Below are 21904 nucleotides of genomic sequence, written 5' to 3'. Positions count from 1 at the left end.
CACTAGCATTGTCGGTCCTGACCGTTAGATGTTCCTTTGCCATGTCCCGTCCTGCCCGTCCCGTTTCCCGCCGCCCCGGTGTGAAAAGTCCGCAAACTTCGTCAGCCCCGCGTCGTGTCGCCAAGGCGCCACCGGCTGAGCCCAAGTTGATCCTGTTCAATAAACCCTTCGATGTGCTGACCCAGTTCAGCGACGAAGGCGGGCGGGCGACCCTCAAGGATTTCATCGACATCCCCGGCATCTACCCGGCCGGGCGCCTGGACCGTGACAGCGAAGGCCTGTTGCTGCTGACCAACGACGGCCAGTTGCAGGCGCGCATCGCCGACCCCAAGCACAAGCTGGCGAAAACCTACTGGGTGCAAGTGGAAGGCGAGCCGACCGAGGAACAGTTGCAACGCCTGCGCGACGGCGTGGAACTCAACGACGGCATGACCCTGCCCGCTGAAGCGCGGCAACTGGACGAGCCGCAACTGTGGCCGCGCAACCCGCCGGTGCGGTTTCGCAAAAGCGTACCGACCCATTGGCTGGAATTGGTGATTCGTGAGGGGCGTAACCGCCAGGTACGACGCATGACGGCGGCGGTGGGCTTGCCGACGTTGCGGCTGGTGCGGGTGCGGATTGGTGACTGGTCGATCGACGGCCTGGATCAAGGCCAATGGAAGGAAGTGCCGGCGCGCTTATAAGGCGCCGGACTCGATCAGGCCGATCACCACGCTCTTGATGATGAACGCGGCAACGCCCAGGCCCAGCACGAAGAACAGGATCATCGAGCCAAAGCGTCCGGCCTTGGATTTCTTCGCCAGGTCCCAGACGATAAAGCCCATGAAAATGATCAGGATGCTGACCAGGCCGGTCATCATCCATTCTTCAAACACGGCGGGATCAATCGAGTTCATCGGGTCGTTTCCGGCGGGGTAGGGCCAGAAGTATACGCCAGCATCATAGGCTCAACATTGACCTGCGTCGGTCTGTGGGAGCTGGTCTTAAGTGCGCAGGTGGGTCAGCGGCAATTCGGTGCTGTTGAGCACCTGGTTCAGCACAAAGCTTGAGCGCACGCTGGTGACGCCTTCGATGCGGGTCAGGTGGCCCAGCAGCAGTTTCTGATAGTGATCCATGTCCGGCACCACCACCTTCAGTTGGTAGTCGGCGTCCATCCCGGTTACCAGGCTGCACTCCAGCACTTGCGGCAAGGTGCGGATGGCCGCCTCGAAATTCTCGAAACGCTCCGGGGTGTGTCGGTCCATGCCGATCAGCACGTAGGCTGTCAGGCTCAGGCCGAGCATCTTGCGGTCGAGCAAGGCGACCTGGCGGGCGATGTAGCCGTCGTCCTCCAATTGCTTGACCCGGCGTGAGCACGGCGAAGGCGACAGGCCGATCCGCTCGGCCAACTCCTGGTTGGAGATCCTCGCGTCGCGCTGCAATTCCGCCAAAATACTCAGGTCGTATCGGTCAAGTTTGCTCATGGGGCTGGCCTTTGTCGTAACTATTGCGGCGAATTATCTATCCAGGGTTAAAAATTGCGCAAGCACTGTTTATTGACGCAATCTTCGCAATCATCTGCCCGAGGCCCAGGCGTAGAGTTATCAACAGAATCACTGCCCGGACATACAGTCCACTGCAGCCCGCCAATAAGGCCGGCTGCGGCCGCCAACCCCACAGGGTTGCCCCGGCCCCCGGGCTGCACACTGTCCACAAGACGGCGTGAGGTGAGCCAACGTCAAAAGCGTTGAGCCAGGACGAAGTTCTCAAGGGGCGACCGACGGGTCGCCCCTTTTTATTGCCTGCGAAAATACTTCTCGTGACTGATAACCTGTCGCAGAACCGGGCCCCGGTTTTCCAGTCTTACGTGTAGGCCCTAATCCGCAGTGAGGAATAGCATGAAGCGCATCTGGCGTTTGGCAGGTGTTGGTTTGCTGATGATGAGCGTTGGTGCGCAAGTGATGGCCGACGACCCGCCACGCCAGGAGGGCGGTGGTCAGCATGAAAGAGGCCCGGAAGGGCACCCGGGCAATAACCAGCCGCGGCCGCAGAATAACCAGCCTCGACCGCAAAACAATCAACCGCGTCCTGAAGCTCCCCGCCCCGAGAACAATCAGCCACGTCCGCAGAATCAGCATTTCGAAAATAATCAGCCCCGGCCACAGAACCAGAATTTCGAGCGCCCCAATGGTGGCGGCCAGTGGCAAGGTCGCCCGCAGGGCAATCAACAGCAACCTGCGCACCAGGCGCCCCAGCCCGCCAATAACCTGCCGATCCAGGGTCGCCCGGATACCGTGCGCCAGACCCAGGAGCCGCGCCCCGGCAACTATCAGGACATTCCGCGTCGCAACGACGGCAACCCGCATTGGCAAGCCGGCAACGGTGGCCAGGGTGGCCCGGGCCGGCCCGGCTTCAATGGTGGTAACGGCGGTGGCAACAACTACCATCCCAACGATCACCGCTGGCCAGGCCGCCCCGACGGGCACGGCAATGGCTGGGGCCCAGGCCCGCAATACCGCCCGGGTTACATCGTGGACCGCTTCCCCGACCGCAATTACCGCGTGCCGTATCGCGGCCAGGACTACTTCTTTTCGGGTGGCTACTGGTATCGCCCGCAAGGCCCGCGCTACGTCGTCGTGACGCCGCCGTACGGGATTCGCGTGCAATACCTGCCCGACTACGCGCGGGAAGTGTGGGTGGGCAGCGCGCTGTTCTTCCTCGCCGCTGGTGCCTATTACACCTACGAAGAAAGCAGCCAGCAGTACGTAGTGGTGCAGCCGCCACCGGCCGCGCCAGCGCCGCAACCCGTGCCCCAGGGCAATGGTTATGACGTGGTGGCTTACCCGGCCAACGGCCAGTCACCGGCACAAGTCCAGCAGGACGGTTACGACTGCTATCGCTGGGCCGTGCAACAAAGTGGTTTTGACCCAAGGACCGTCACCTACGCTCCAGACCCGGCGGTGGTGCAAACCTACCGCCAGGCCCAGGGCAACTGCCTGACCAGTCGCGGGTATCAGGTGCAGTACTAGGCCTTCGCGCCCTTGACCACTTCCTGCGGGTCGGCGTGCACCAGCACTTCGGCCCGCGGGTAGGCGTTGTGAATGGCATCGGCGGCCTGGTCGCTGATGCCATGGGCCACAGACAGACTCAACTCCCCCGGCAATTCCAGGTGCAACTGCACAAACCAGTGGCTGCCGGAAATCCGTGTGCGCAAGTCATGGGCGCCCAGTACGCCGGGCACGCTGCACGCCAGTTCCAGCATGTGCTGGCTGACGTCCGGCGGCAGTTCCTCGTCCATCAACACCGAAAAACTTTCCCGGGCGATCTGGATCGCGCTCCACAAAATGTAGGCCGCGATGCCCAGGCCGAACCAGGCGTCCACCTGATGGAAACCAAACGCCGCCAGCACCAGCGCCACCAGGATGCTGCCGTTGAGCATCATGTCGGAGCGGTAGTGCAGCGAGTCGGCACGGATGGCGTTGGAGCCGGTTTCACGGATCACCCGGTATTGCAGGACCAACAGCGCCGCCGTCAGCGCCAGGGACAGAATGATCACGCCGATACTCAGCCACGGTGCGCCCACCGGCTCCGGATGCTGCAAGCGCTGGAACGCCTGGAAGGCGATCAGCACCGCACTGCCGGCGATAAACAGCGCCTGGGCCATGCCCGACAGGGACTCCGCCTTGCCGTGGCCATAACGGTGGTCGTCATCGGCCGGGCGCAGCGCGTAATGCACGGCCAGCAAGTTGAGCAGCGAGGTGACGCCGTCGAGCAGCGAGTCGGTCAACCCGGCGAGCATGCTCACCGAGCCGCTGAGCCACCAGGCGATGGCCTTGGTCACAATCAGCACACAGGCCACGCCGACGGAAGCGCGGGTGGCCAGGCGCAACAGCCGGGCGTGTTCTGGACTGCTGGTCATGGGGCGGGTCAGTCCTTAAGCGGCGGGTTGCAGGCCCAGGGTGGCGAGTTGTTGCACGCTGCCCTTGAACTGGATCATGCGCGGGTCGTCCAGCGGCAGGTTACGCCCGGTTTCTTTCTGAATGATGGTTTGCAGCTTGGCGTTATCGACCTTGCCGTCGGCGCCGATGGCTTGCTGGAGTTTTTCCGGAGCGACCTGGGCGGTCTTGCCTGGCTCGAAGTAAATCGCGCCGGTGGCGAAGTCGACACCAAAGGCGATCAGGCCCGGGATCACGTAGAACAGCAGGCCGACCGCATCGAGCACGGCAATTGCCGGGTCGATCTTGCCGTCGATCTGGCCACGGCGGTCGGGGTAGAAAATCGAGCCGCAAGCTGTCAGTTGGCTCAGCAGGGTGACGGCCAGAACACCGCCGATGACACGGGAAGCAACACGCATGGAACTCTCCTTGAACATAATGAAAGTGACTATAAGCCAGTCTACAAGGCGACGATGATCAAATGTGGGAGCTGGCTTGCCTGCGATGGCGGTGGTTCAGTGTCAGGTGTGTTGGCTGACACACCGCTATCGCAGGCAAGCCAGCTCCCACCTTTGACCGCATTCCAGGCAGGACGGGGCCGTGTCGTTGAGACCACCACCGACACCCGGCAGTTCGCCGTTATACTCGCCGCTCTGCTTTGGAGCCAGTATGAATTCGTTGCCAATCGATGATGTTTTACCCGCCCTGCGTGACGCCCTGGCGACGCGCCATGAAGCCGTGCTCGAAGCACCGCCCGGCGCCGGTAAAACCACACGGGTGCCATTGGCGCTGTTGAATGAACCCTGGCTGGCCGGGCAAACCATCCTGATGCTTGAGCCCCGGCGCCTGGCTGCCCGCGCTGCCGCCGAGCGCCTGGCCAGCGAGCTGGGTGAAAAGGTCGGCGAAACCGTCGGCTACCGCATCCGGCTGGACAGTAAAGTCGGCCCCAACACCCGGATCGAAGTGGTCACCGAAGGCATCCTCACCCGCCGTTTGCAGGATGATCCGGCGCTGGACGGCGTGGGTTTGCTGATCTTCGATGAATTCCACGAACGCAGCCTGGACGCCGACCTGGCGCTGGCCCTGAGCCTGAATGGCCGGGACCTGTTTCGCGACGAGCAGCCGCTGAAAATCCTGCTGATGTCGGCCACCCTCGAAGGTGAGCGCCTCGCCGGCCTGCTGGACGATGCGCCGATCCTGCGCAGTGAAGGGCGCCTGTACCCGGTGCAGATGCGTTGGGGGCGGCCATTCCAGCCCGGCGAATTTATCGAGCCACGGTTGGTGCAGACCCTCCTGGAAGCCCTGCATGACGAGACCGGCAGCGTGCTGGTTTTCCTGCCGGGGCAGGCCGAGATTCGTCGGGTCCATCAGCAATTGGCTGACGCGCTGGGCGATAACACAGAGGTGCTGCTATGCCCGCTGCACGGCGAACTGGACCTGGCTGCCCAACGCGCCGCTATCGACCCGGCGCCCGCCGGCAAGCGCAAAGTGGTGCTGGCCACCAACATTGCCGAGACCAGCCTGACTATCAACGGCGTGCGTGTGGTGATCGATGCCGGGCTGGCGCGGGTCCCGCGATTCGACCCGGGCAGCGGCATGACCCGCCTCGACACCCAGCGCATCTCCCGCGCCAGCGCCACCCAACGTGCCGGCCGGGCAGGGCGCCTGGAGCCGGGGGTGTGTTACCGGTTGTGGTCCGAGGATCAACATGAAGGGCTGGCGGCGTATTCCAGCGCGGAAATTCTCTCGGCCGATCTTTCCGGCCTGGCCCTGCAACTGGGTCGCTGGGGCGTGGCGCCGACTCAGTTGGTGTGGCTCGACGTTCCGCCCACCGCAGCTTATGCACAGGCTCAGGATTTGCTCGAACGATTGGGGGCGCTGAGCGACGCCAAGCTGACCGCCCACGGCCAGAAAATGGCCGGGTTGCCGGCGCACCCGCGCATTGCCCATCTGCTGTTGCGTGGTCAGGATTTGGGCTTGGCGCACATGGCGTGTGACGTGGCAGCGCTGTTGGGTGAGCGCGATATCTTGCGCGGCGCCGGTGCGGATTTGCACAGCCGGCTGGCGTTGTTGTCCGGCGAAGAAAAGGCCCGTGGCACCCAAGGTGGCGTGCAGCGCGCCCGGCAACTGGCCCGGCAATACCGTGGTTATTTAAGAGGCAAGGCCGAGCAGCCGGTCGCTGATCCCGATCACCCGCGCTGGCTGGGCGCCTTGCTGGCGCTGGCCTACCCGGACCGCGTCGCCCAGCAGCGGCGTGCCGGCGGGGCTGAATACCGCCTGGCCAACGGCCGTGCTGCACTGTTCGCCGAAGCCGACAGCCTGATGAAACAACCCTGGCTGGTGATCGCCGACTTGGGCAGCCGCCAGGGCCAGCGCGAAGAACGGATTTACCTCGCGGCAGATTTTGACCCGGCGCTGTTTGACTCGGTGCTGGCCGAGCAGGTGCGCAATGTCGACCAACTCGACTGGGACGAACGCGAAGGCGTGCTGCGCGCCGAACGCCAGCGCAAGGTCGGCGAACTGGTGCTGAGCCGCGAGCCGCTGACCGGCCTCGACGAGTCTGCCCGCAGCCAGGCGCTGGTCAACCTGGTGCGACGCAAAGGCCTGGAACTGCTGCCCTGGACCCCGGAGCTGCGCCAATGGCAGGCGCGGGTGATGCTGCTGCGTCATCTGGACACCGGCAAGGCCAGCGAATGGCCGGATGTCAGCGACAGCGCCTTGCTCGCCAGCCTGGAACATTGGTTGATGCCGTACCTGGGCAAGGTGTCGCGCCTGAGCCATTTTTCCAATCTGGATATTTCCAGCTTCCTGCATAACCTGCTGCCGTGGCCGTTGCCTGCGCGGTTGGACGAGTTGGCGCCGCACCATCTGAAGGTGCCATCGGGCTCGTCGGTGCGTCTGGACTACAGCGAGCAGCCGCCGATTCTGGCGGTGCGCCTGCAGGAATTGTTCGGGCTGGCAGACACGCCGCGGATTGCCGGCGGACGGCAGGTGGTCAAGCTGCACCTGTTGTCGCCAGCAAGGCGCCCGGTGCAGGTAACGCAGGATCTGGCGAACTTCTGGCGCAGTACGTACGCCGAGGTGAAGAAGGATTTGAAGGGGCGGTATCCGAAGCATTACTGGCCGGATGATCCGTTGATTGCTGAACCTACGGCTCGGATCAAACCAAGAAAGTAAGCGCGATGAAGATCAACTGTGGGAGCTGGCTTGCCTGCGATGGCATCACCTCGGTGTGTCGGACAGACCAAGGTGCCTGCATCGCGGGCAAGCCCGGCTCCCACACAAGCCAGCTCCCACATTGTTTTGCCGCGTGGCTTACTGCGCAGCCGGCAACAGGAACCGCGCAATCACTGGCAAGTGAGTGGAGATACGCACCGTATCGCTCTGCCGCACCTTGGCCTCGACCTTCTTGATCCGCGAGCTGTAGAACAGATAATCCAGCGTACGATCCGGGCCCTCTACAGTCGGGTCGTTCGGGAAATACGTCAGCCACTGGTTCCGATCAATCCCGCTGGATTCGCTGTTACTCGGAATCATCGGATACTTTTCCCACAGCAGATGCAGTTCACTGTCCGGCGAATATTGCCCGCGTTTGCCGGCGTCCAGGCGCAGGAACTGCCCCAGCGGCAACAGGTTGAAATCCCCACCCATCAGCCATGGCGTGCCACGGCTCTCGAATTTATCCACCAGCTTGACGGTTGCCTGCACCTGTTCCTGCACCGCGTTGTGCCCCGGGGCCGTGCCGTCCAGGCGGGTATTGAGTACGGCCAACTGGCCGCCATCGCTCAGCGGCAGGTAGGTCAGCAACAACGCGGGTTTGGGCTGGAATTGACGGCTGATCAGGTTGGCGTGGGCTACCGGAAGTTGCAGGCGCTCGGCGTGTTCGATCTGGTAGCGGCTCATGGTCACGAGCTTGCGGCCGACGCTGCCGAAGATGTGCAGGTCGGGCACGAAGTCGGCTTTCCAGTCGAAGGCCTGGGCGCTGCACGGGTAGAGATCGGCCAGGCGCTCCTGGAGCAGGGCCAGTTGGTCCTGGTAGCTGGAAGGCTTGGCGCCTTCGTCGACTTCCTGCAACAGCAGGATGTCGGGCTGTTCGTCGCGGATCACTCGCGCCACTTCGTCGAGGCTGGCGGCCATGTCTTCAACGGTGGGGCGGTCGTCCGGGCCGCTGCCGTCCGGGGTGTCGTACCAGAACACGTAGTTCTTGCCCGCCAGGTACTGCACGTTCCAGGTCATCACCTTGAGCGCCTGGCCCGGCAACAGGGTGGGTGCGCGGGGCGCGACGCAGCGGATGGGCAGGGTTTCCTTGTCGGCAGGGCGCCAGGTCAGGCTGTAGATCAAGCCGGTCAGCAGGGCCGCGAGAATCAGCAGGCCCAGCAAGGTAATGCGCAGTAGTCGGGTCATCGGCTCGGCTTATGGCGTTGCAGGACAAGGCCCGGAGCATATCACCGCGCGTCGGCGTCGCCACCAATCAACATGAACAGGCGGAACAACACCACGCTGGTGAACAGCTGCAGGAAGCTTTGTGCGCTGTCGATCAGCAAGCCCAGCAGCGGGTTCGGGTCCGGGTAAACCGCCACGCTGGCGCCCTTGAGCAACCACAGCGGGGTCATCACGCACAGCAGGCACACCAGGATGCGCCAGAAATGCCCACGGGTCAGGCGCAGGCTTTCCTTCATGGCCGACAACGCCGACATGCCCCGCAGCACCAGCAGGTATTCAGCGAAGGCCAGCACCACCATCAACCACAGGCCGGGCAGAAAATACAGCGACAAGCCCAGCAGGATCAGCAGCGTGCTGACGGCCGTCAGCAAGGCAAAACGCGGCCACAGGGTCAGGGCCATGGCCAGCACGTCCAGGGTCCGTGGCGATTCGCCCCGGGTGCGGGCGTCGAGGAACAGGATCAGTGCGCCAGTGTACAGCGGATACACCAGCAGGCCGACGATCACGCTGTAGCCGGGAAACGCATCCGGGCCGAGGGTGTGGTCGAGCACTTGTTGCAGCAGGGCTTCGAAGATTACCAACGGCAGGCACAACTGCACGATGGCGCCCAGGTTGCGCTTGAAAAAGAAGAAGGAGTCGCGCAGTACGTCTAACGGATTCATCAGGGTCTTCACAGGCCGAAAAGCAAGGGCGTTACTTTAACCGATCATGACCAGATGCAAGCAAACGTAAACCTTGCGTAAAGACCATTGAAACAATCAGTAACAGCCCCATAACTGGGTTGTACCTTGCACATAGTGGGCAAGGCGAAGATTTCTACCGGCAATCTAACGAGGTCGCCATGAACAGCGAAGAGCAAACCCTGATCGATGGACTGTTTTCACGGTTGCAGCAAGCCGAAACGGACTCAGCCCCCCGCGACGCCCAGGCCGAAGCGCGGATCAAGGAACACGTCACTCGCCAACCGGCCGCTGCGTACTACATGACCCAGTCGATCCTGGTGCAAGAGCATGCGATCAAGAGCCTTGATGCGCAGAACAAGCAGCAGGCCGAGCAGATCCGGCAATTGCAGGACCAACTGCAACAGGCCAAATCCCAGGCGGCGCAGCCTGCCCCGAGCAGTGGCGGTTTCCTGTCGAGCATCTTTGGCGGTGGCTCCCGCGACTCGCAGCCGGCCCAGAGCGCCCCTGCGTCTTCCGGCGGTGGCTGGCGTGAACCGGCGCGTCCGTCGTTTGGCGGGCAACCTGCACCGCAGCAGAACTACGGCGCGCCCCAGCAGAATTACCAACAGCCGCAACAGGCACCCGCAGCGCCGATTGGCAGCGGCTTCCTCGGCGGCGCACTGAAAACCGCAGCCGGCGTGGCCGGTGGTGTGATGCTGGCAGAAGGCATCAGCAGCCTGTTCAGCCACAACTCGCAACAACCTCAAGTGGTTGAAGAGATCATCCGCGAAGAGCCGGCGCCTGCCAGCGACAACAGCAACTGGGGCAACGACGACCAGAAATTTGCCGGCAACGACAGTTGGGGCAGCGACAACTCATCCGACAGCTTCGCCGACAACGACTATTCCGACGACTCCTCCTCCTTTGGCGACGACGATTCCTTCGTCTGACCCACACTCAACCGGGGCGCTTCGTCGCCCCGGGCTGATTTTTCTCGGAAACTTCCGTGTGGCTGGCATACTGGCAACCTTTCCGGGCCTTTGAGTCCGGGGTCCATGCGCGTGTCATGAGGATTTGCGGTGAAAAAGATAGCCGTGTTCGCCGATGTACAAAACCTCTACTACACCGTGCGCCAGGCGTACGGCTGTCACTTCAACTACGCCGCCCTGTGGGCTGATATCAGCCAGCGCGGGCAGATTGTCGAGGCGTACGCCTATGCCATCGACCGTGGCGACAGCAAGCAGCAGCAATTCCAGCAGATCCTGCGCAACCTCGGGTTTACCGTGAAGCTCAAGCCCTACATCCAGCGCAGCGACGGCTCGGCCAAGGGCGACTGGGACGTGGGCATCACCATCGACATCATGGACGCCGCCGCCCATGTCGACGAAGTGGTGCTGGCCTCCGGCGACGGTGATTTCGACATGCTGCTGGACCGCATCATCAGCAAGCACGGCGTCGAAGCCGTGGCCTACGGCGTGCCGGGGCTGACGGCCAACTCATTGATACGCGCCGCCAGCCGCTACGTGCCGATCGAAGGCGCGTTGCTGCTTAAATAGATTTTTGACGGAGTTGGAACAGGTTTGGAACGTATAGCGGTCATCGACTTTGAAACCACCGGCATCCAGCCGAGCAGCAACTGCCGGGCCACGGAAATCGCCGTGGTCATCCTGGAGCAGGGCCAGATCGTGGACCGCTACCAGAGCCTGATGAATGCGGGTGTGCGCGTGCCGGGGTTTATCGAGCAACTGACCGGCATCAGCAACGCCATGCTGCGCACGGCGCCGTCGGCGGAGCGGGTGATGAACGAGGTGAACGAGTTTGTCGGCACCACGCCGCTGCTGGCGCACAACGCCGCGTTTGACCAGAAGTTCTGGGACTTCGAGCTGGGGTTGATCCGCCGTACGCGTTTGCAGAAGTTCGCCTGTTCGCTGTTACTGGCGCGGCGCTTGATGCCGGCGGCGCCGAATCACAAGCTGGGCACCCTGACCTCGTTTGCCCAACTGCCCCACACCGGCAAGGCTCACCGGGCGATGGCGGATGCGGAGATGGCGGCCAACCTCACCGCACACCTGGCCGAGGAACTGCGCCGCACCCACGGGTTGCGGGAGTTGTCACACGAATTGCTGTGCAGCTTGCAGAAGGTTCCGGCGGCGAAGATCAATGATCATCTGAAGAAGCATCGCGGGTTCTAAGCAGCGCACCAATCCCGATGGTTGGAGACCTTCTGTGGAGAGATGCTCCCTGTGGTGAGGGGGCTTGTCCCCCGTTGGGCTGCGAAGCAGCCCCTCCCAAAAACTCCACTATCTAACTGAAAGACTTCGGTGAGCCTGCTGGGGCTGCTGCGCAGCCCAACGGGGGACAAGCCCCCTCGCCACAGAAAGCACGTTTACCGAGGCTGTAAACAGTCCAGCGACCGATCCACCACCACCTTCGCCATCTCCACCAAATGCATCACCGCCCGCTGCTGCCCGTTCATGGGCTCGCCGGGTATCTGTGCGGTTGCCACGGCGCAATGCAGCAAGTCGGCCGCCCGTGCCAGGGCGTCTTCGAAGCTCATGTTGTCGTTCAGCACGAAGGGGGCGCCGTCCGGGGCGGAGGCTTTGAGGTAGTAATCGATGGCGCGGCGGGTGAGGGTGTTGTCGCTGAGGATTTCTTCGTGGGAACTGGTTGTTTTGATCATGGGGGAAACTCCTGAAACTGAAGCTATTACCTCCCGCAAATCGGACTTGCACATCCGGTCACCGAATGGTCGATGACCGGGCGAGACTAGCGATATGATCCAGCGTGGGCAAGGCTTGAAAGCGCGCTAGGAAAGGTCCTGCAAATGAAAGGGATCAGTCTTGCTGGCCCTTAAAAAGTAGGTGTATGAGGAAGGAAATGGAAAGTAACCTCACGCGAATTGAGATCAGCGAAAAAGTCATTCAACTTTTTGTTGATATCGTCGGCTTCATAGATCGAAGCCAGGTGACAGAGCAGACAGACTTTATTCATGACTTTGAGATCATTGATGACGACCTGACTTGCTTCGTCATGCAGATCAAGTGGCAGTTCGATTTGCGCGCTACCCAGGAAGACTGGAACGGAATTACTACCATCAAGCAAATCGTCGACTTGATTGTTCAGCATCAGTGAGTCGACTGACGTCATCGCAGGCAAGCCAGCTCCTACAGTCGATCGCGTGTATTTCGGGCAACTCGGTCAACTGTGGGAGCCGGGCTTGCCCGCGATGGCGATAGATCACCCACCATTCTTCCCATTCCCTTCCAACTGCCCCAGCGGCACCCGCCGTTCTATCGCACTCGACAAGATGATCGAGGTCTTGCTGAACCCGAACTTCGCCACCCGATTGATCAAACTCTCCAGCTCCGGCATCGAGCCCACCGCTGCCTGCATGATCACGCATGGATCCCCGGTCACCCGATGGCATTCAGTCAACTCGGGAATTTCCGACAGCGCGTCGTACACCTTCTGGCTCCCATGATTGGTCAGCCGCAATTCGATCACGCACTGGATCGGCAACCCCACCTTCGACAGGTCGACCTTGGCCTGATACCCGGTAATCACCCCACTGGCTTCCAGCTTCGCCACTCGTTCGGCCACGGCGGGCGCCGAGAGGTTTACCGTGCGCGCCAATTGCGCGTAGGACGCGCGGCCGTCTTCCAGCAGGGCGCTGAGAAGCATGCGGTCGTATTTGTCCATGATAAGGCTCCGGGAATGCGTGGCTTTCGAAAGCACGGTTTATAGCCTTGATAACCGTGTTTTGAAAAGTGTACTGGCGCTTTAAACAGGTTTTGTAACTTATGTTTACAGTCGGGGATTTCTAAAATAACGCTCCCTTGTCCTGCCGCAGAGCTGCCCAATGCCTGGCCCACGTCGCTTTCCCTTACCGTTGATCGCCGCCTTTTTTGCGTTGTACGTGATCTGGGGGTCTACCTACCTTGGTGATTCGCATTGGTGTGGAGTACTGGCCGCCGCTGTTGCTGGCGGGGATTCGCTTCATGACGGCAGGCGCGCTGATGTATGCCTTCCTGCGCTGGCGTGGGGCCCCGGCACCGACCTGGGTGCAGTGGAAGGCCGCCGGCAAGATCGGCATTTTGCTGCTGACCTTCGGTAACGGCGCGGTCAGTGTGGCCGAGCACACGGGCGTTGCGTCCGGCGTGGCCGCGTTGGCGGTGGCGACCGTGCCGCTGTTCACCCTGCTCTGCGGTTATTTCTGGGGTGCGCGTAATACCCGTCTGGAATGGGCCGGGGTGGTGCTGGGGATTATCGGCATCGCCATGCTCAATATGGGTTCCAACCTGCAATCGAGCCCCACCGGTGCGGCCCTGCTGATTTTTGCGGCGGCGGCCTGGGCCTTCGGTTCGGTGTGGAGCAAGCATTTGCCGCTGCCTCAAGGCGCCATGGCCAGTGCGGCAGAGATGCTGATTGCAGGTGCCGTGTTGCTGGTGCTCAGCGCCGTCAGCGGCGAACACCTGCAAGCCATGCCGCCGCTGGAAGGCTGGCTGGCCCTGGCGTACTTGACCGTGTTCGGTTCGATCATCGCCTTCAACGCCTATATGTACCTGCTCAAGCACGTGCGCCCGGCAGCCGCTACCAGCTATGCCTACGTCAACCCGGCGGTGGCGGTCGTGCTGGGGATTGTGTTTGTCGGCGAGACCATCGGCATGGAAGAAGCCCTGGCGATGTTGGTGATCATCAGCGCGGTGCTGCTGATCAGCCTGCCACAGTGGCGAAAGCCGAAACCGGAAATAAGGTAAACTGCCGCGCATTGCGACCTTGCGCTGACTTTTTCCTACGGTACTTCCATGACTTTCGCCACACTTGGCCTGATCGAACCCTTGCTGCGCGCCCTTGAGACGCTTGGCTACCAGACCCCGACGCCGGTGCAGGCGCAAGCCATTCCGGCGGTGCTGGCCGGTCGCGACCTGATGGCTGCGGCCCAGACCGGCACCGGCAAAACCGCCGGTTTCGCCGTGCCGCTGCTGCAACTGCTGACCATGGAAGGGCCGAAAGTCAGCGCCAACTCGGTACGCGCGCTGATCCTGTGCCCGACCCGCGAACTCGCCGAACAGGTTCACGCCAGCGTCGCCGAGTACGCGCAAAACCTGCCGCTGACCACTTACGCCGTGTACGGCGGCGTGAGCATCAACCCGCAGATGATGAAGCTGCGCAAAGGCGTCGATGTGTTGGTGGCCACGCCTGGCCGCCTGATCGACCTGTTCCGCCAGAACGCGCTGAAACTCAATCAGCTGCAAACCCTGGTGCTGGACGAAGCCGACCGCATGCTCGACCTGGGCTTTTCCGAAGAACTGGCGAACATCTACCGCATGTTGCCGAAAAAGCGCCAGACCCTGCTGTTCTCCGCGACCTTCTCCGACGAGATCCGCCAGTTGGCCGGGCAGATGCTCAACGACCCGCTGACCGTCGAAGTCAGCCCGCGCAACGTCGCCGCCAACACCGTCAAGCAATGGGTGGTGCCGGTGGACAAGAAGCGCAAGGCCGAGCTGTTTGTGCACCTGATGCGCAAGGGCCGCTGGAAGCAGGTGCTGGTGTTCGCCAAGACCCGTAACGGTGTGGACGCGCTGGTGGAAAAACTCCAGGGCCTGGGCATCAATGCCGACGGGATTCACGGCGACAAGCCACAAGCCACGCGCCAGCGTGCGCTGGATCGCTTCAAGAGCAGCGACGTGCAGATTCTGGTGGCTACCGACGTGGCGGCCCGTGGCCTGGACATCGAAGACTTGCCGCTGGTGGTCAACTTTGACCTGCCGATCGTGGCCGAGGACTACATCCACCGCATCGGCCGTACCGGTCGTGCGGGCAACACCGGTGAGGCTATTTCCCTGGTGTGTGCCGATGAAGTGAACATGCTGTCGGCCATTGAGATGCTGACCCGTCAGACGTTGACCCGCAAGATGGAGCAGGACTTCGAGCCTGAGCATCGCGTGCCGGACACTGATGCCAGCGGCCAGGTGGTGAAGAAGCCGAAAAAGCCGAAGAAACCCAAGGCGTCCGGTGGCGGCAAGCGCAACCTGGGCAAGTGGGTGGAGAGTGGCGAAGTGTCGGTGGCGGAGCCGTCGATCAAGCCAGTGCGCAAGGTGCCTGCGTTTAATACGGGGCCGCGTAAGAAGAAGTAAGGTCACTGTGGCGAGGGAGCTTGCTCCCGCTGGAGTGCGCAGCGCTCCCGCTTTTTTTGGGGCCGCTACGCAGCCCAGCGGGAGCAAGCTCCCTCGCCACAGGTAATCAGCTAGCGTTCAACCATTCCAGTACGCCACGCCCGGCAACCTGCCCGCTGGCAAAACACCCCGTCAGCAAATACCCGCCCGTCGGTGCTTCCCAATCGAGCATCTCGCCCGCGCAAAACACGCCCGGCAATTGCTTGATCATCAAGCGTTCATCCAGTGCCTCAAACGGCACACCGCCCGCAGTACTGATGGCCTCGTCCATCGGCCGGGTTTTCACCAGCGTCAACGGGAGTGCCTTGATATCCACCGCCAGCTGCGCCGGATCATTAAAGTGCTCAGCCGGCGTCAATTCCCGCAGCAGCGCCGCCTTCACCCCATCCAACCCCAACTGACTGTGCAAATGCTTGCTCATCGAGCGGGATCCGCGTGGCTTGCTTAATGCCGTAATCACCTTGTCCAGCGGCTTACCTGGCAGCAGGTCGATATGCACCGTGGCCGATCCATCCCGGTTGATCGCCTCACGAATCGGCGCCGACAATGCATAGATCAGGCTGCCTTCGATGCCCGTGGCGGTGATCACGCATTCACCCAGCCGAGGCTTGTCGTCTGCCAACCCGATGGCGACGTTTTTCAACGGTGCCCCGGCGAATTTGCTGACCATCAATTCGCTCCAGGCCGACACCTCGAAGCCACAATTGCTCGGTTGCAACGCCGCGTACGGCACCCCTTTGTCTTCCAGCAACTTCAGCCAGGCACCGTCCGAGCCCAACCGCGACCAACTGCCGCCACCCAATGCCAGCAGCACCGCATCACCGCGCACGCTTTTATCGCCCTCGGGGCTGTGGATAAGCAGGCTGCCGTCGGCATGCCAGCCCTGCCAGCGATGGCGGGTGTGGATAACTACGCCCTGGTCCCGTAGGCGCTTGAGCCAGGCGCGCAGCAGCGGGGCGGCTTTCATGTCGGTCGGAAACACCCGGCCGGAACTGCCGACAAACGTTTCTATCCCCAACCCGTGTATCCATTCGCACAACGCCTCGGCGCCAAACTGACGCAGCAACGGCGCCATAAACGGCGCCCGCTCGGCGTAGCGCGACAGAAACGCCGGATAGGCTTCGGAATGGGTGATGTTCATGCCGCCCACGCCCGCCAGCAGGAACTTGCGGCCCACCGACGGCATGCCGTCGTACAGGTCGACGCGCACGCAGGCCCGGCTCAACACTTCGGCGGCCATCAGCCCGGCCGGGCCGCCGCCGATGATGATGACGTGTTGAGCTGAGGTGTGAGTCTGGGGCATGGGGATAACTGCGGTTCGGCAAAGTAGGCCGAGCATTCTACCCGAGGATGCTCATGCTGCCTGATCAAAAAACGTACAGCGTTCTGCAGGCCATGCGGCGTATGGCTTGCAGAGGTTTCCACTCAGGTTATCCACAGGCAGTTCCACAGCGATTGTGGGTAACGTGCATAACTCAATGACAGCCTGATGACGTCCAGACGCGCTGCGCACTGTGGTGCAGAATCCCGTGGCGACGGGCCAGGGCAGGGCGGTCCTTGCTGTAGCCGCCGCCGATCACCCCGACCACCGGGATATCGCGGCCCAGGCAGTGGCGCATCACGCTTTCATCGCGGGCAGCGACGCCTTCGTCTGTCAGCTTCAGGTAGCCGAGGGCGTCGTCCTTGTGCACATCCACGCCGGCGTCGTACAGCACCAGGTCTGGCTGATACAGCGGCAGCAGGTAGTTGAGGGCATCGTCGACGACCTTGAGGTAATCCTCGTCGCCCATGCCCATCGGCAGCGGGATGTCCCAGTCGCTTTCGGCCTTGCGCGCGGGGAAGTTCTTTTCGCAGTGCAGGGACACGGTGATCGCGTCCGGGGTGTCGTGCAGGATGCGCGCGGTGCCGTCGCCCTGGTGCACGTCGCAGTCGAAGATCAGCACCCGGTTGACCCGCCCGCTGGCCAGCAGGTAATGGCTGATCACCGCCAGGTCGTTGAAGATGCAGAACCCCGCCGGGTAATCGTAGTGAGCGTGATGGGTGCCGCCGGCCAGGTGACAGGCCAGGCCGTGTTCCAGTGCCTGCTCGGCGGCCAGCAACGAGCCGCCCACTGCGCGCACGGTGCGCCGGGCCAGCGCTTCGCTCCAGGGCAGGCCGAGGCGCCGCTGGTCTTCGCGGGACAACTCGCCGCTCATGTAGCGTTCGATATACCCAGGTTCATGGGCCAGGGCCAGAATCTCGGCTGGGCACAGTTCCGGGCGCAGCAGCTGGCTGTCCCGGGTCAGGCCGCTCTCCACCAGGTGGTCACGCAGCAGGCGGAATTTATCCATGGGAAAGCGGTGGTCCGGCGGGAACTCGGGGCTGTAGTCGTCGTGGTAGATCAATGGCAAAGGCATGGCGATTTCTGACGGGAACCAGCGAAGGATCTTAACAGCGCGTTACACTCACGCACATGGCAAGGGAGGGGGACCAATGGAGCCGATACTGGAATTGGAGAGCGCACGCCTGGTGCTGCGCCAATGGAGCGATGCCGATTTGCCGGAGTTTGCGCGCATGTGCGCCGACCCGCAGGTGATGCGGTATTTCCCGGCCACCTTGAGTCGCCTGGAAAGCGCCGCGCTGATCGGGCGCATTCGCGGCCATTTCGCCGAGTACGGGTTTGGCCTGTGGGCCTTGCAGCGCAAGGACAGCGGCGAATTCATCGGCCTCACCGGGTTGTTGAATGTGAGCTTCGACGCCCCGTTCACCCCGGCGGTGGAAATTGGCTGGCGCCTGGCCAGGGAGCATTGGGGCCTGGGCTATGCCAGTGAAGCCGCCTGGACCGCCCTGCGTTGTGGTTTCGACCGGCTGAAGCTGGACGAAATTGTCTCGTTTACCACTGAAGCCAATCTGCCATCACAAAAAGTCATGCAGGCCATCGGTATGCATTACGATCCCCTGGCAGATTTTGAGCACCCCAAGGTCGCAGCGGATGACCCGGTGCGGCATCATGTGTTGTATCGCATCACCCGCGCCCAATGGTTGGACACGCTGCACGGATAAGCAGCCCGGAATGCCCAATAGATTGTTGTAGGAGATGCTCTATGAGCCAAGTGTTGGAAGATCTGGTGGACCTGCTGACCCTGGAGCCGATCGAGGAAAACCTGTTTCGCGGCCGCAGCCAGGACCTGGGCTTTCGCCAGCTGTTCGGCGGCCAGGTATTGGGCCAGTCGCTGTCGGCGGCCAGCCAGACCGTTGAGGAGACGCGGCATGTGCATTCGTTGCACGGTTACTTCCTGCGCCCCGGCGATGCGGCGTTGCCGGTGGTTTACTCGGTGGACCGGGTGCGCGATGGCGGCAGTTTCAGCACGCGCCGGGTGACGGCGATCCAGAAGGGCAATCCGATCTTCACCTGCAGCGCCTCGTTCCAGTACGACGAAGAAGGTTTCGAGCACCAGACCACCATGCCCGTGGTGGTCGGCCCGGAAAACCTGCCGTCGGAGCTGGAGCTGACCCAACAGCGTGCGCACCTGATCCCTGAGCACATGCGCGAAAAGCTGCTGTGCCCCAAGCCGATCGAAGTGCGCCCGGTCACCGAGAAAGACCCGTACAACCCGCAGCCGTCCGACCCGGTCAAGTACGTGTGGTTTCGCGCGGACGGCGCCCTGGCCGACTCGCCGGCACTGCACAAATACCTGCTGGCCTACGCCTCGGACTTCGGCTTGCTGACCACCTCGCTGCTGCCCCATGGCAAGACCGTGTGGCAGAAAGACATGCAAGTCGCCAGCCTCGACCACGCGCTGTGGTTCCACGCCGACCTGCGTGCCGATGACTGGTTGCTCTACGCCATGGACAGCCCGTGGGCCGGCAATTCCCGTGGGTTCTCCCGGGGCAGCGTGTACAACCGCGCCGGGCAATTGGTGGCGTCGGTGACTCAGGAAGGCTTGATTCGTCATCGCAAGGACTGGGCATGAGCCTGGCGGAAGTGAAGCACTGGGTGTTCGACATGGACGGCACCCTGACGGTGGCCGTGCATGACTTTGCGGCGATTCGCGTGGCGCTGGGTATTCCGGCGACCGACGATATTCTGACCCACCTGGCGGCGTTGCCTGCCGATGAAGCCGCGGCCAAGCACGCGTGGTTGCTGGAGCACGAGCGTGAGTTGGCGCTGGGTTCGGTGGCGGCGACCGGTGCGGTGGAGTTGGTGCGGGAGTTGGCCGGGCGGGGTTATCGCCTGGGCATCCTGACGCGCAATGCGCGGGAGCTGGCCCATGTGACATTGCAGGCGATTGGTTTGGCGGACTGCTTTGCGGTCGAGGATGTGTTGGGGCGTGATGATGCGCCGCCAAAGCCTGATCCGGGTGGTTTGTTGAAGCTGGCGCAAGCGTGGGAAGTGGCGCCGCAAAAGATGGTGATGGTCGGTGATTACCGGTTTGACCTGGATTGCGGGCGGGCGGCGGGCACGAAGACTGTGCTGGTCAATCTGCCGGAAAACCCGTGGCCGGAGCTGGCGGATTGGCATGCTGAAGATTGCGCGGTATTGCGCCGGATGCTCTAACCCCAGGCAATGAAGATCAAATGTGGGAGCTGGCTTGCCTGCGATGCAGACACTGCGGTGTATCAGTAACACCCAGCGGATGCCATCGCAGGCAAGCCAGCTCCCACATTTTTGATCCGGTTTCGTCAGTTATTGGGAGAACAACACCTTCTGCCCTTCAGGCGAGGTAAACATCTTGTCCCCGTTATGCCCAACGCCCGGTACTTCAACCAACTTGTGGCCCAACTGCGGGTGCCGCTGCTTGAGGTAGTCAAAATAGTTGTGCCCGCGAATCAGGCGATACGCGCCCTGGGTTTCAGCCCCGCAGCTCTTGTCGAGCGCAGGGTGATTCGGGCCGGTGTCCTGCTGGCCCAGCAGGTAGGTGACATTGCGCGACACATACGCTTGCTCCAGCTGCTCGGCACTTTGCCCCTTGGCGTAGGCCGGCAGGTTTTGCATGCCGTATTTCCAGTCATTGAAATCAGGGCAACTGGAAACGTCGAACTTCACCGGACGCTGCGGGCTGAAGTAGGCGTAGGACGACGGGTTCGCCACCACGTAGCGCAAGCTGATGCCTTCGGTTTGCAGCAGCGGGTGATCATGCCCGGTCAGGGCAAAACGCTGCACCACCTGGCCGCCGCCGGAATGGCCGGCCACCACGATTTCTTTCAGGTTCGGAAACAGCTTGCGGTTGCCCAGGTGCTTGATGATCTGGTCCAGCGCGCCATAGGAGCTGATCTGGCCCGGGCCGGTGGACGGCTCGCCGGCCATCCAGTCATTGCTGTTCCAGCGCAGGGTCTGGCTGTCGATCTGGTTGCGCTTGAGGTCGGTCTGGTTGAGGAACTGCGGTGCAATTACCAGGGTGTTGGCGTTTTGTCCTGCGGCTTCGGCGGCTTTTTCGCCGCTGTCCAGGTAGGTCATCGCGTTGCGCAAACGGCCATGCACGATGATCAGCGCGCGGGTGACTTGAGGCAGTGGCTGGCGCCAGTCCTGGCTCAAGCCGACGCTGAGGTCGCCGGCATCCAGGTGGAAACGATCGGGACTGACCTCCTTGACGCCATGCTCGGCGGCCCAGGAGGAGGAAGAACAGGTGATCAACAAACCTAACAGCAGACCCAGTCGTTTATTCATTTAAAGGCTCTTGGCGGTAAAGGTATCGCATTGAGTGATCTGGCCCTGGGCGAAGCCGGTCTTGAACCAGCGAACCCGCTGTGCCGAGGTGCCGTGGGTAAACGAGTCAGGCACTACACGGCCCTGGCCCTGTTGCTGCAAGCGGTCATCGCCAATGGCGTTGGCCGCATTCAGTGCTTCTTCAATGTCGCCGGGCTCCAGCCAGTTCAGGCGCTTTTGTGCGCGGTTGGCCCACACCCCGGCGAAGCAGTCGGCTTGCAGTTCCTGGCGCACCAGCAGGCCGCCGTCGCCTTGCATCTGCCGGCCTTGCTGGCGGGCTGCCTGAATCTTCGCGGAGATGCCCAGCAGCGTCTGAACGTGGTGTCCGACTTCATGCGCGATCACGTAGGCCTGGGCGAAATCACCAGCGGCCTTGAAGCGCTGGGACATTTCCCGGAAGAAATCCAGGTCCAGGTACACCTGCTGGTCTGCCGGGCAATAGAACGGCCCGCTGGCGGACGTGGCGCCACCGCAGGCAGAGTTCACCCGGCCACGGAACAGGATCAACTTGGGGTTCTTGTAGGTCAGGCCGTTTTCCTGGAACACCTGGGCCCAGGTGTCTTCGGTGTCACCGAGCACGGCGCGCACAAAGTCAGCCTGTTCATCATTGGCCGGCGGCGCCTGGCGGGTTTGCGGGCTGACGGAGGGCGCTTGCTCGGTGAGCTGGCCGCTGAGTTGCCCGAGGATCTGCATCGGGTCCTGGCCGGTCAGCCAGCCGATGCCGACGATCAGCACGATCGCCGTCAGGCTCAGGCCCTTGCCGCCACCAAAGCGCATGCCTGCGCCACCGCCGCCACTGTCATCGCGGGCGTCCACCACGTTGTCGCTGCGTCGGCCTTTTTTCCATAGCATGTGGCAATCCTCTTGTTGAACCTGCAGCTCAGTGTTGTTGGTGTGTAGGGTTGGCGCCAGTCCGGCTGTCGGTGGCGAGGGGCTTGTCCCCGTGGGGCTGCGCAGCAGCCCCAATAAGAACACCGAATTCCTCCAAAAAGAACACCCTGGCCTGTTATGGGGCTGCTGCGC

The 21904-nt window shown here is 62.4% G+C and carries 23 protein-coding genes and 1 pseudogene; 12 read left to right on the top strand and 12 right to left on the bottom strand.

What is annotated here, in order from left to right; translation table 11 throughout:
- The first annotated feature begins 41 nt into the window (after positions 1–41).
- The gene (locus JFV30_RS25080) at positions 42–683 is read left to right on the top strand and encodes a pseudouridine synthase (RefSeq protein WP_029616066.1); all 642 of its coding nucleotides are present in this window, start codon (positions 42–44) and stop codon (positions 681–683) included.
- Here JFV30_RS25080 and JFV30_RS25075 read toward each other — a convergent pair.
- Positions 678–887, bottom strand: coding sequence for a DUF2788 domain-containing protein (locus tag JFV30_RS25075; protein ID WP_026077819.1), 210 nt, complete (start codon positions 885–887; stop codon positions 678–680). The two genes, JFV30_RS25080 and JFV30_RS25075, sit on opposite strands and share 6 nt — an antisense overlap.
- Before the next feature lie 96 nt (positions 888–983).
- Positions 984–1463, bottom strand: coding sequence for an Lrp/AsnC family transcriptional regulator (locus JFV30_RS25070; RefSeq protein WP_003194418.1), 480 nt, complete (start codon positions 1461–1463; stop codon positions 984–986).
- A gap of 414 nt (positions 1464–1877) precedes the next feature.
- Here JFV30_RS25070 and JFV30_RS25065 point away from each other — a divergent pair, with 414 nt between their 5' ends.
- The gene (locus tag JFV30_RS25065; RefSeq protein WP_201125442.1) at positions 1878–3008 is read left to right on the top strand and encodes a DUF6515 family protein; all 1131 of its coding nucleotides are present in this window, start codon (positions 1878–1880) and stop codon (positions 3006–3008) included.
- On the opposite strand, the gene JFV30_RS25060 is transcribed toward JFV30_RS25065, so the two are convergent.
- Positions 3005–3898, bottom strand: coding sequence for a cation diffusion facilitator family transporter (locus tag JFV30_RS25060; RefSeq protein ID WP_201125441.1), 894 nt, complete (start codon positions 3896–3898; stop codon positions 3005–3007). The genes JFV30_RS25065 and JFV30_RS25060 overlap by 4 nt on opposite strands.
- Positions 3899–3913: 15 nt before the next feature.
- Positions 3914–4333, bottom strand: a complete 420-nt coding sequence (locus tag JFV30_RS25055; RefSeq protein ID WP_003215492.1) for a hypothetical protein — start codon at positions 4331–4333, stop codon at positions 3914–3916.
- Between the two features lie 250 nt (positions 4334–4583).
- Between JFV30_RS25055 and hrpB the strand changes: the two genes are divergently transcribed.
- Complete coding sequence (gene hrpB / locus JFV30_RS25050; protein ID WP_201125440.1) at positions 4584–7091, top strand: ATP-dependent helicase HrpB; 2508 nt, start codon at positions 4584–4586, stop codon at positions 7089–7091.
- A gap of 138 nt (positions 7092–7229) precedes the next feature.
- Here the strand turns inward: hrpB and JFV30_RS25045 are convergent, their stop codons facing one another.
- Both JFV30_RS25045 and JFV30_RS25040 read right to left on the bottom strand, forming a co-directional pair.
- Positions 7230–8318 carry an endonuclease/exonuclease/phosphatase family protein gene (locus JFV30_RS25045; protein WP_169386367.1) on the bottom strand — a complete coding sequence of 363 codons (1089 nt, stop codon included), beginning with the start codon at positions 8316–8318 and terminating at the stop codon, positions 7230–7232.
- Positions 8319–8359: 41 nt separating this feature from the next.
- On the bottom strand, positions 8360–9019 hold the full coding sequence (locus tag JFV30_RS25040; protein WP_201125439.1) for a YciC family protein: 660 nt from the start codon (positions 9017–9019) through the stop codon (positions 8360–8362).
- A gap of 179 nt (positions 9020–9198) precedes the next feature.
- On the opposite strand from JFV30_RS25040, the gene JFV30_RS25035 reads away from it, so the two are divergent.
- The 3 genes from JFV30_RS25035 to JFV30_RS25025 all read left to right on the top strand — a co-directional run bounded on the left by JFV30_RS25035 (position 9199) and on the right by JFV30_RS25025 (position 11211).
- Entirely contained in the window at positions 9199–9969 is a 771-nt protein-coding gene (locus JFV30_RS25035; RefSeq protein ID WP_201125438.1) for a DUF2076 domain-containing protein, read from the top strand.
- A 129-nt stretch (positions 9970–10098) separates the two neighbouring features.
- Positions 10099–10575: an NYN domain-containing protein gene (locus JFV30_RS25030; protein WP_003215502.1), complete on the top strand. Its 477-nt coding sequence runs from the start codon at positions 10099–10101 to the stop codon at positions 10573–10575.
- Positions 10576–10599: 24 nt separating this feature from the next.
- On the top strand, positions 10600–11211 hold the full coding sequence (locus JFV30_RS25025) for a 3'-5' exonuclease (RefSeq protein WP_201125437.1): 612 nt from the start codon (positions 10600–10602) through the stop codon (positions 11209–11211).
- Positions 11212–11405: 194 nt separating this feature from the next.
- Here the strand turns inward: JFV30_RS25025 and JFV30_RS25020 are convergent, their stop codons facing one another.
- Positions 11406–11699: a DUF6124 family protein gene (locus JFV30_RS25020; RefSeq protein ID WP_010174819.1), complete on the bottom strand. Its 294-nt coding sequence runs from the start codon at positions 11697–11699 to the stop codon at positions 11406–11408.
- Positions 11700–11896: 197 nt separating this feature from the next.
- On the opposite strand from JFV30_RS25020, the gene JFV30_RS25015 reads away from it, so the two are divergent.
- Entirely contained in the window at positions 11897–12151 is a 255-nt protein-coding gene (locus tag JFV30_RS25015) for an acyl carrier protein (protein WP_201125436.1), read from the top strand.
- A gap of 105 nt (positions 12152–12256) precedes the next feature.
- On the opposite strand, the gene JFV30_RS25010 is transcribed toward JFV30_RS25015, so the two are convergent.
- On the bottom strand, positions 12257–12718 hold the full coding sequence (locus tag JFV30_RS25010) for an Lrp/AsnC family transcriptional regulator (RefSeq protein ID WP_177043328.1): 462 nt from the start codon (positions 12716–12718) through the stop codon (positions 12257–12259).
- Positions 12719–12878: 160 nt separating this feature from the next.
- On the opposite strand from JFV30_RS25010, the pseudogene yedA reads away from it, so the two are divergent.
- Positions 12879–13776: pseudogene (gene yedA / locus JFV30_RS25005) on the top strand (drug/metabolite exporter YedA).
- Positions 13777–13824: 48 nt separating this feature from the next.
- Positions 13825–15156 (top strand): DEAD/DEAH box helicase, encoded by a 1332-nt coding sequence (locus JFV30_RS25000; RefSeq protein ID WP_010174828.1) that lies wholly within the window; start codon positions 13825–13827, stop codon positions 15154–15156.
- Positions 15157–15262: 106 nt separating this feature from the next.
- On the opposite strand, the gene JFV30_RS24995 is transcribed toward JFV30_RS25000, so the two are convergent.
- Both JFV30_RS24995 and JFV30_RS24990 read right to left on the bottom strand, forming a co-directional pair.
- Positions 15263–16498 (bottom strand): TIGR03862 family flavoprotein, encoded by a 1236-nt coding sequence (locus JFV30_RS24995; RefSeq protein WP_201125435.1) that lies wholly within the window; start codon positions 16496–16498, stop codon positions 15263–15265.
- Between the two features lie 172 nt (positions 16499–16670).
- On the bottom strand, positions 16671–17591 hold the full coding sequence (locus tag JFV30_RS24990; RefSeq protein WP_201125434.1) for a histone deacetylase family protein: 921 nt from the start codon (positions 17589–17591) through the stop codon (positions 16671–16673).
- A gap of 76 nt (positions 17592–17667) precedes the next feature.
- On the opposite strand from JFV30_RS24990, the gene JFV30_RS24985 reads away from it, so the two are divergent.
- From JFV30_RS24985 to JFV30_RS24975, 3 genes are read left to right on the top strand one after another with little or no spacing between them, the layout of a single operon-like run.
- A complete protein-coding gene (locus JFV30_RS24985; RefSeq protein ID WP_010174838.1) occupies positions 17668–18237 on the top strand; it encodes a GNAT family N-acetyltransferase in 570 nt (189 codons plus the stop codon).
- A gap of 41 nt (positions 18238–18278) precedes the next feature.
- The gene (gene tesB / locus JFV30_RS24980; RefSeq protein ID WP_010174840.1) at positions 18279–19148 is read left to right on the top strand and encodes an acyl-CoA thioesterase II; all 870 of its coding nucleotides are present in this window, start codon (positions 18279–18281) and stop codon (positions 19146–19148) included.
- Positions 19145–19732 carry an HAD family hydrolase gene (locus tag JFV30_RS24975; RefSeq protein WP_201125433.1) on the top strand — a complete coding sequence of 196 codons (588 nt, stop codon included), beginning with the start codon at positions 19145–19147 and terminating at the stop codon, positions 19730–19732. The genes tesB and JFV30_RS24975 overlap by 4 nt, the downstream gene beginning before the upstream one ends.
- A gap of 129 nt (positions 19733–19861) precedes the next feature.
- On the opposite strand, the gene JFV30_RS24970 is transcribed toward JFV30_RS24975, so the two are convergent.
- Both JFV30_RS24970 and ypfJ read right to left on the bottom strand, forming a co-directional pair.
- Complete coding sequence (locus tag JFV30_RS24970; protein ID WP_201125432.1) at positions 19862–20842, bottom strand: alpha/beta hydrolase; 981 nt, start codon at positions 20840–20842, stop codon at positions 19862–19864.
- Positions 20843–21733, bottom strand: a complete 891-nt coding sequence (ypfJ, locus tag JFV30_RS24965) for a KPN_02809 family neutral zinc metallopeptidase (RefSeq protein ID WP_010174845.1) — start codon at positions 21731–21733, stop codon at positions 20843–20845.
- Between the last annotated feature and the right edge of the window lie 171 nt (positions 21734–21904).

The sequence above is a fragment of the Pseudomonas sp. TH32 genome (assembly GCF_016650855.1).
Lineage (GTDB): Bacteria > Pseudomonadota > Gammaproteobacteria > Pseudomonadales > Pseudomonadaceae > Aquipseudomonas.
The sequence above is the reverse complement of the archived record's forward strand: the minus strand, read 5'-3'. Positions and strand labels throughout refer to the sequence as shown.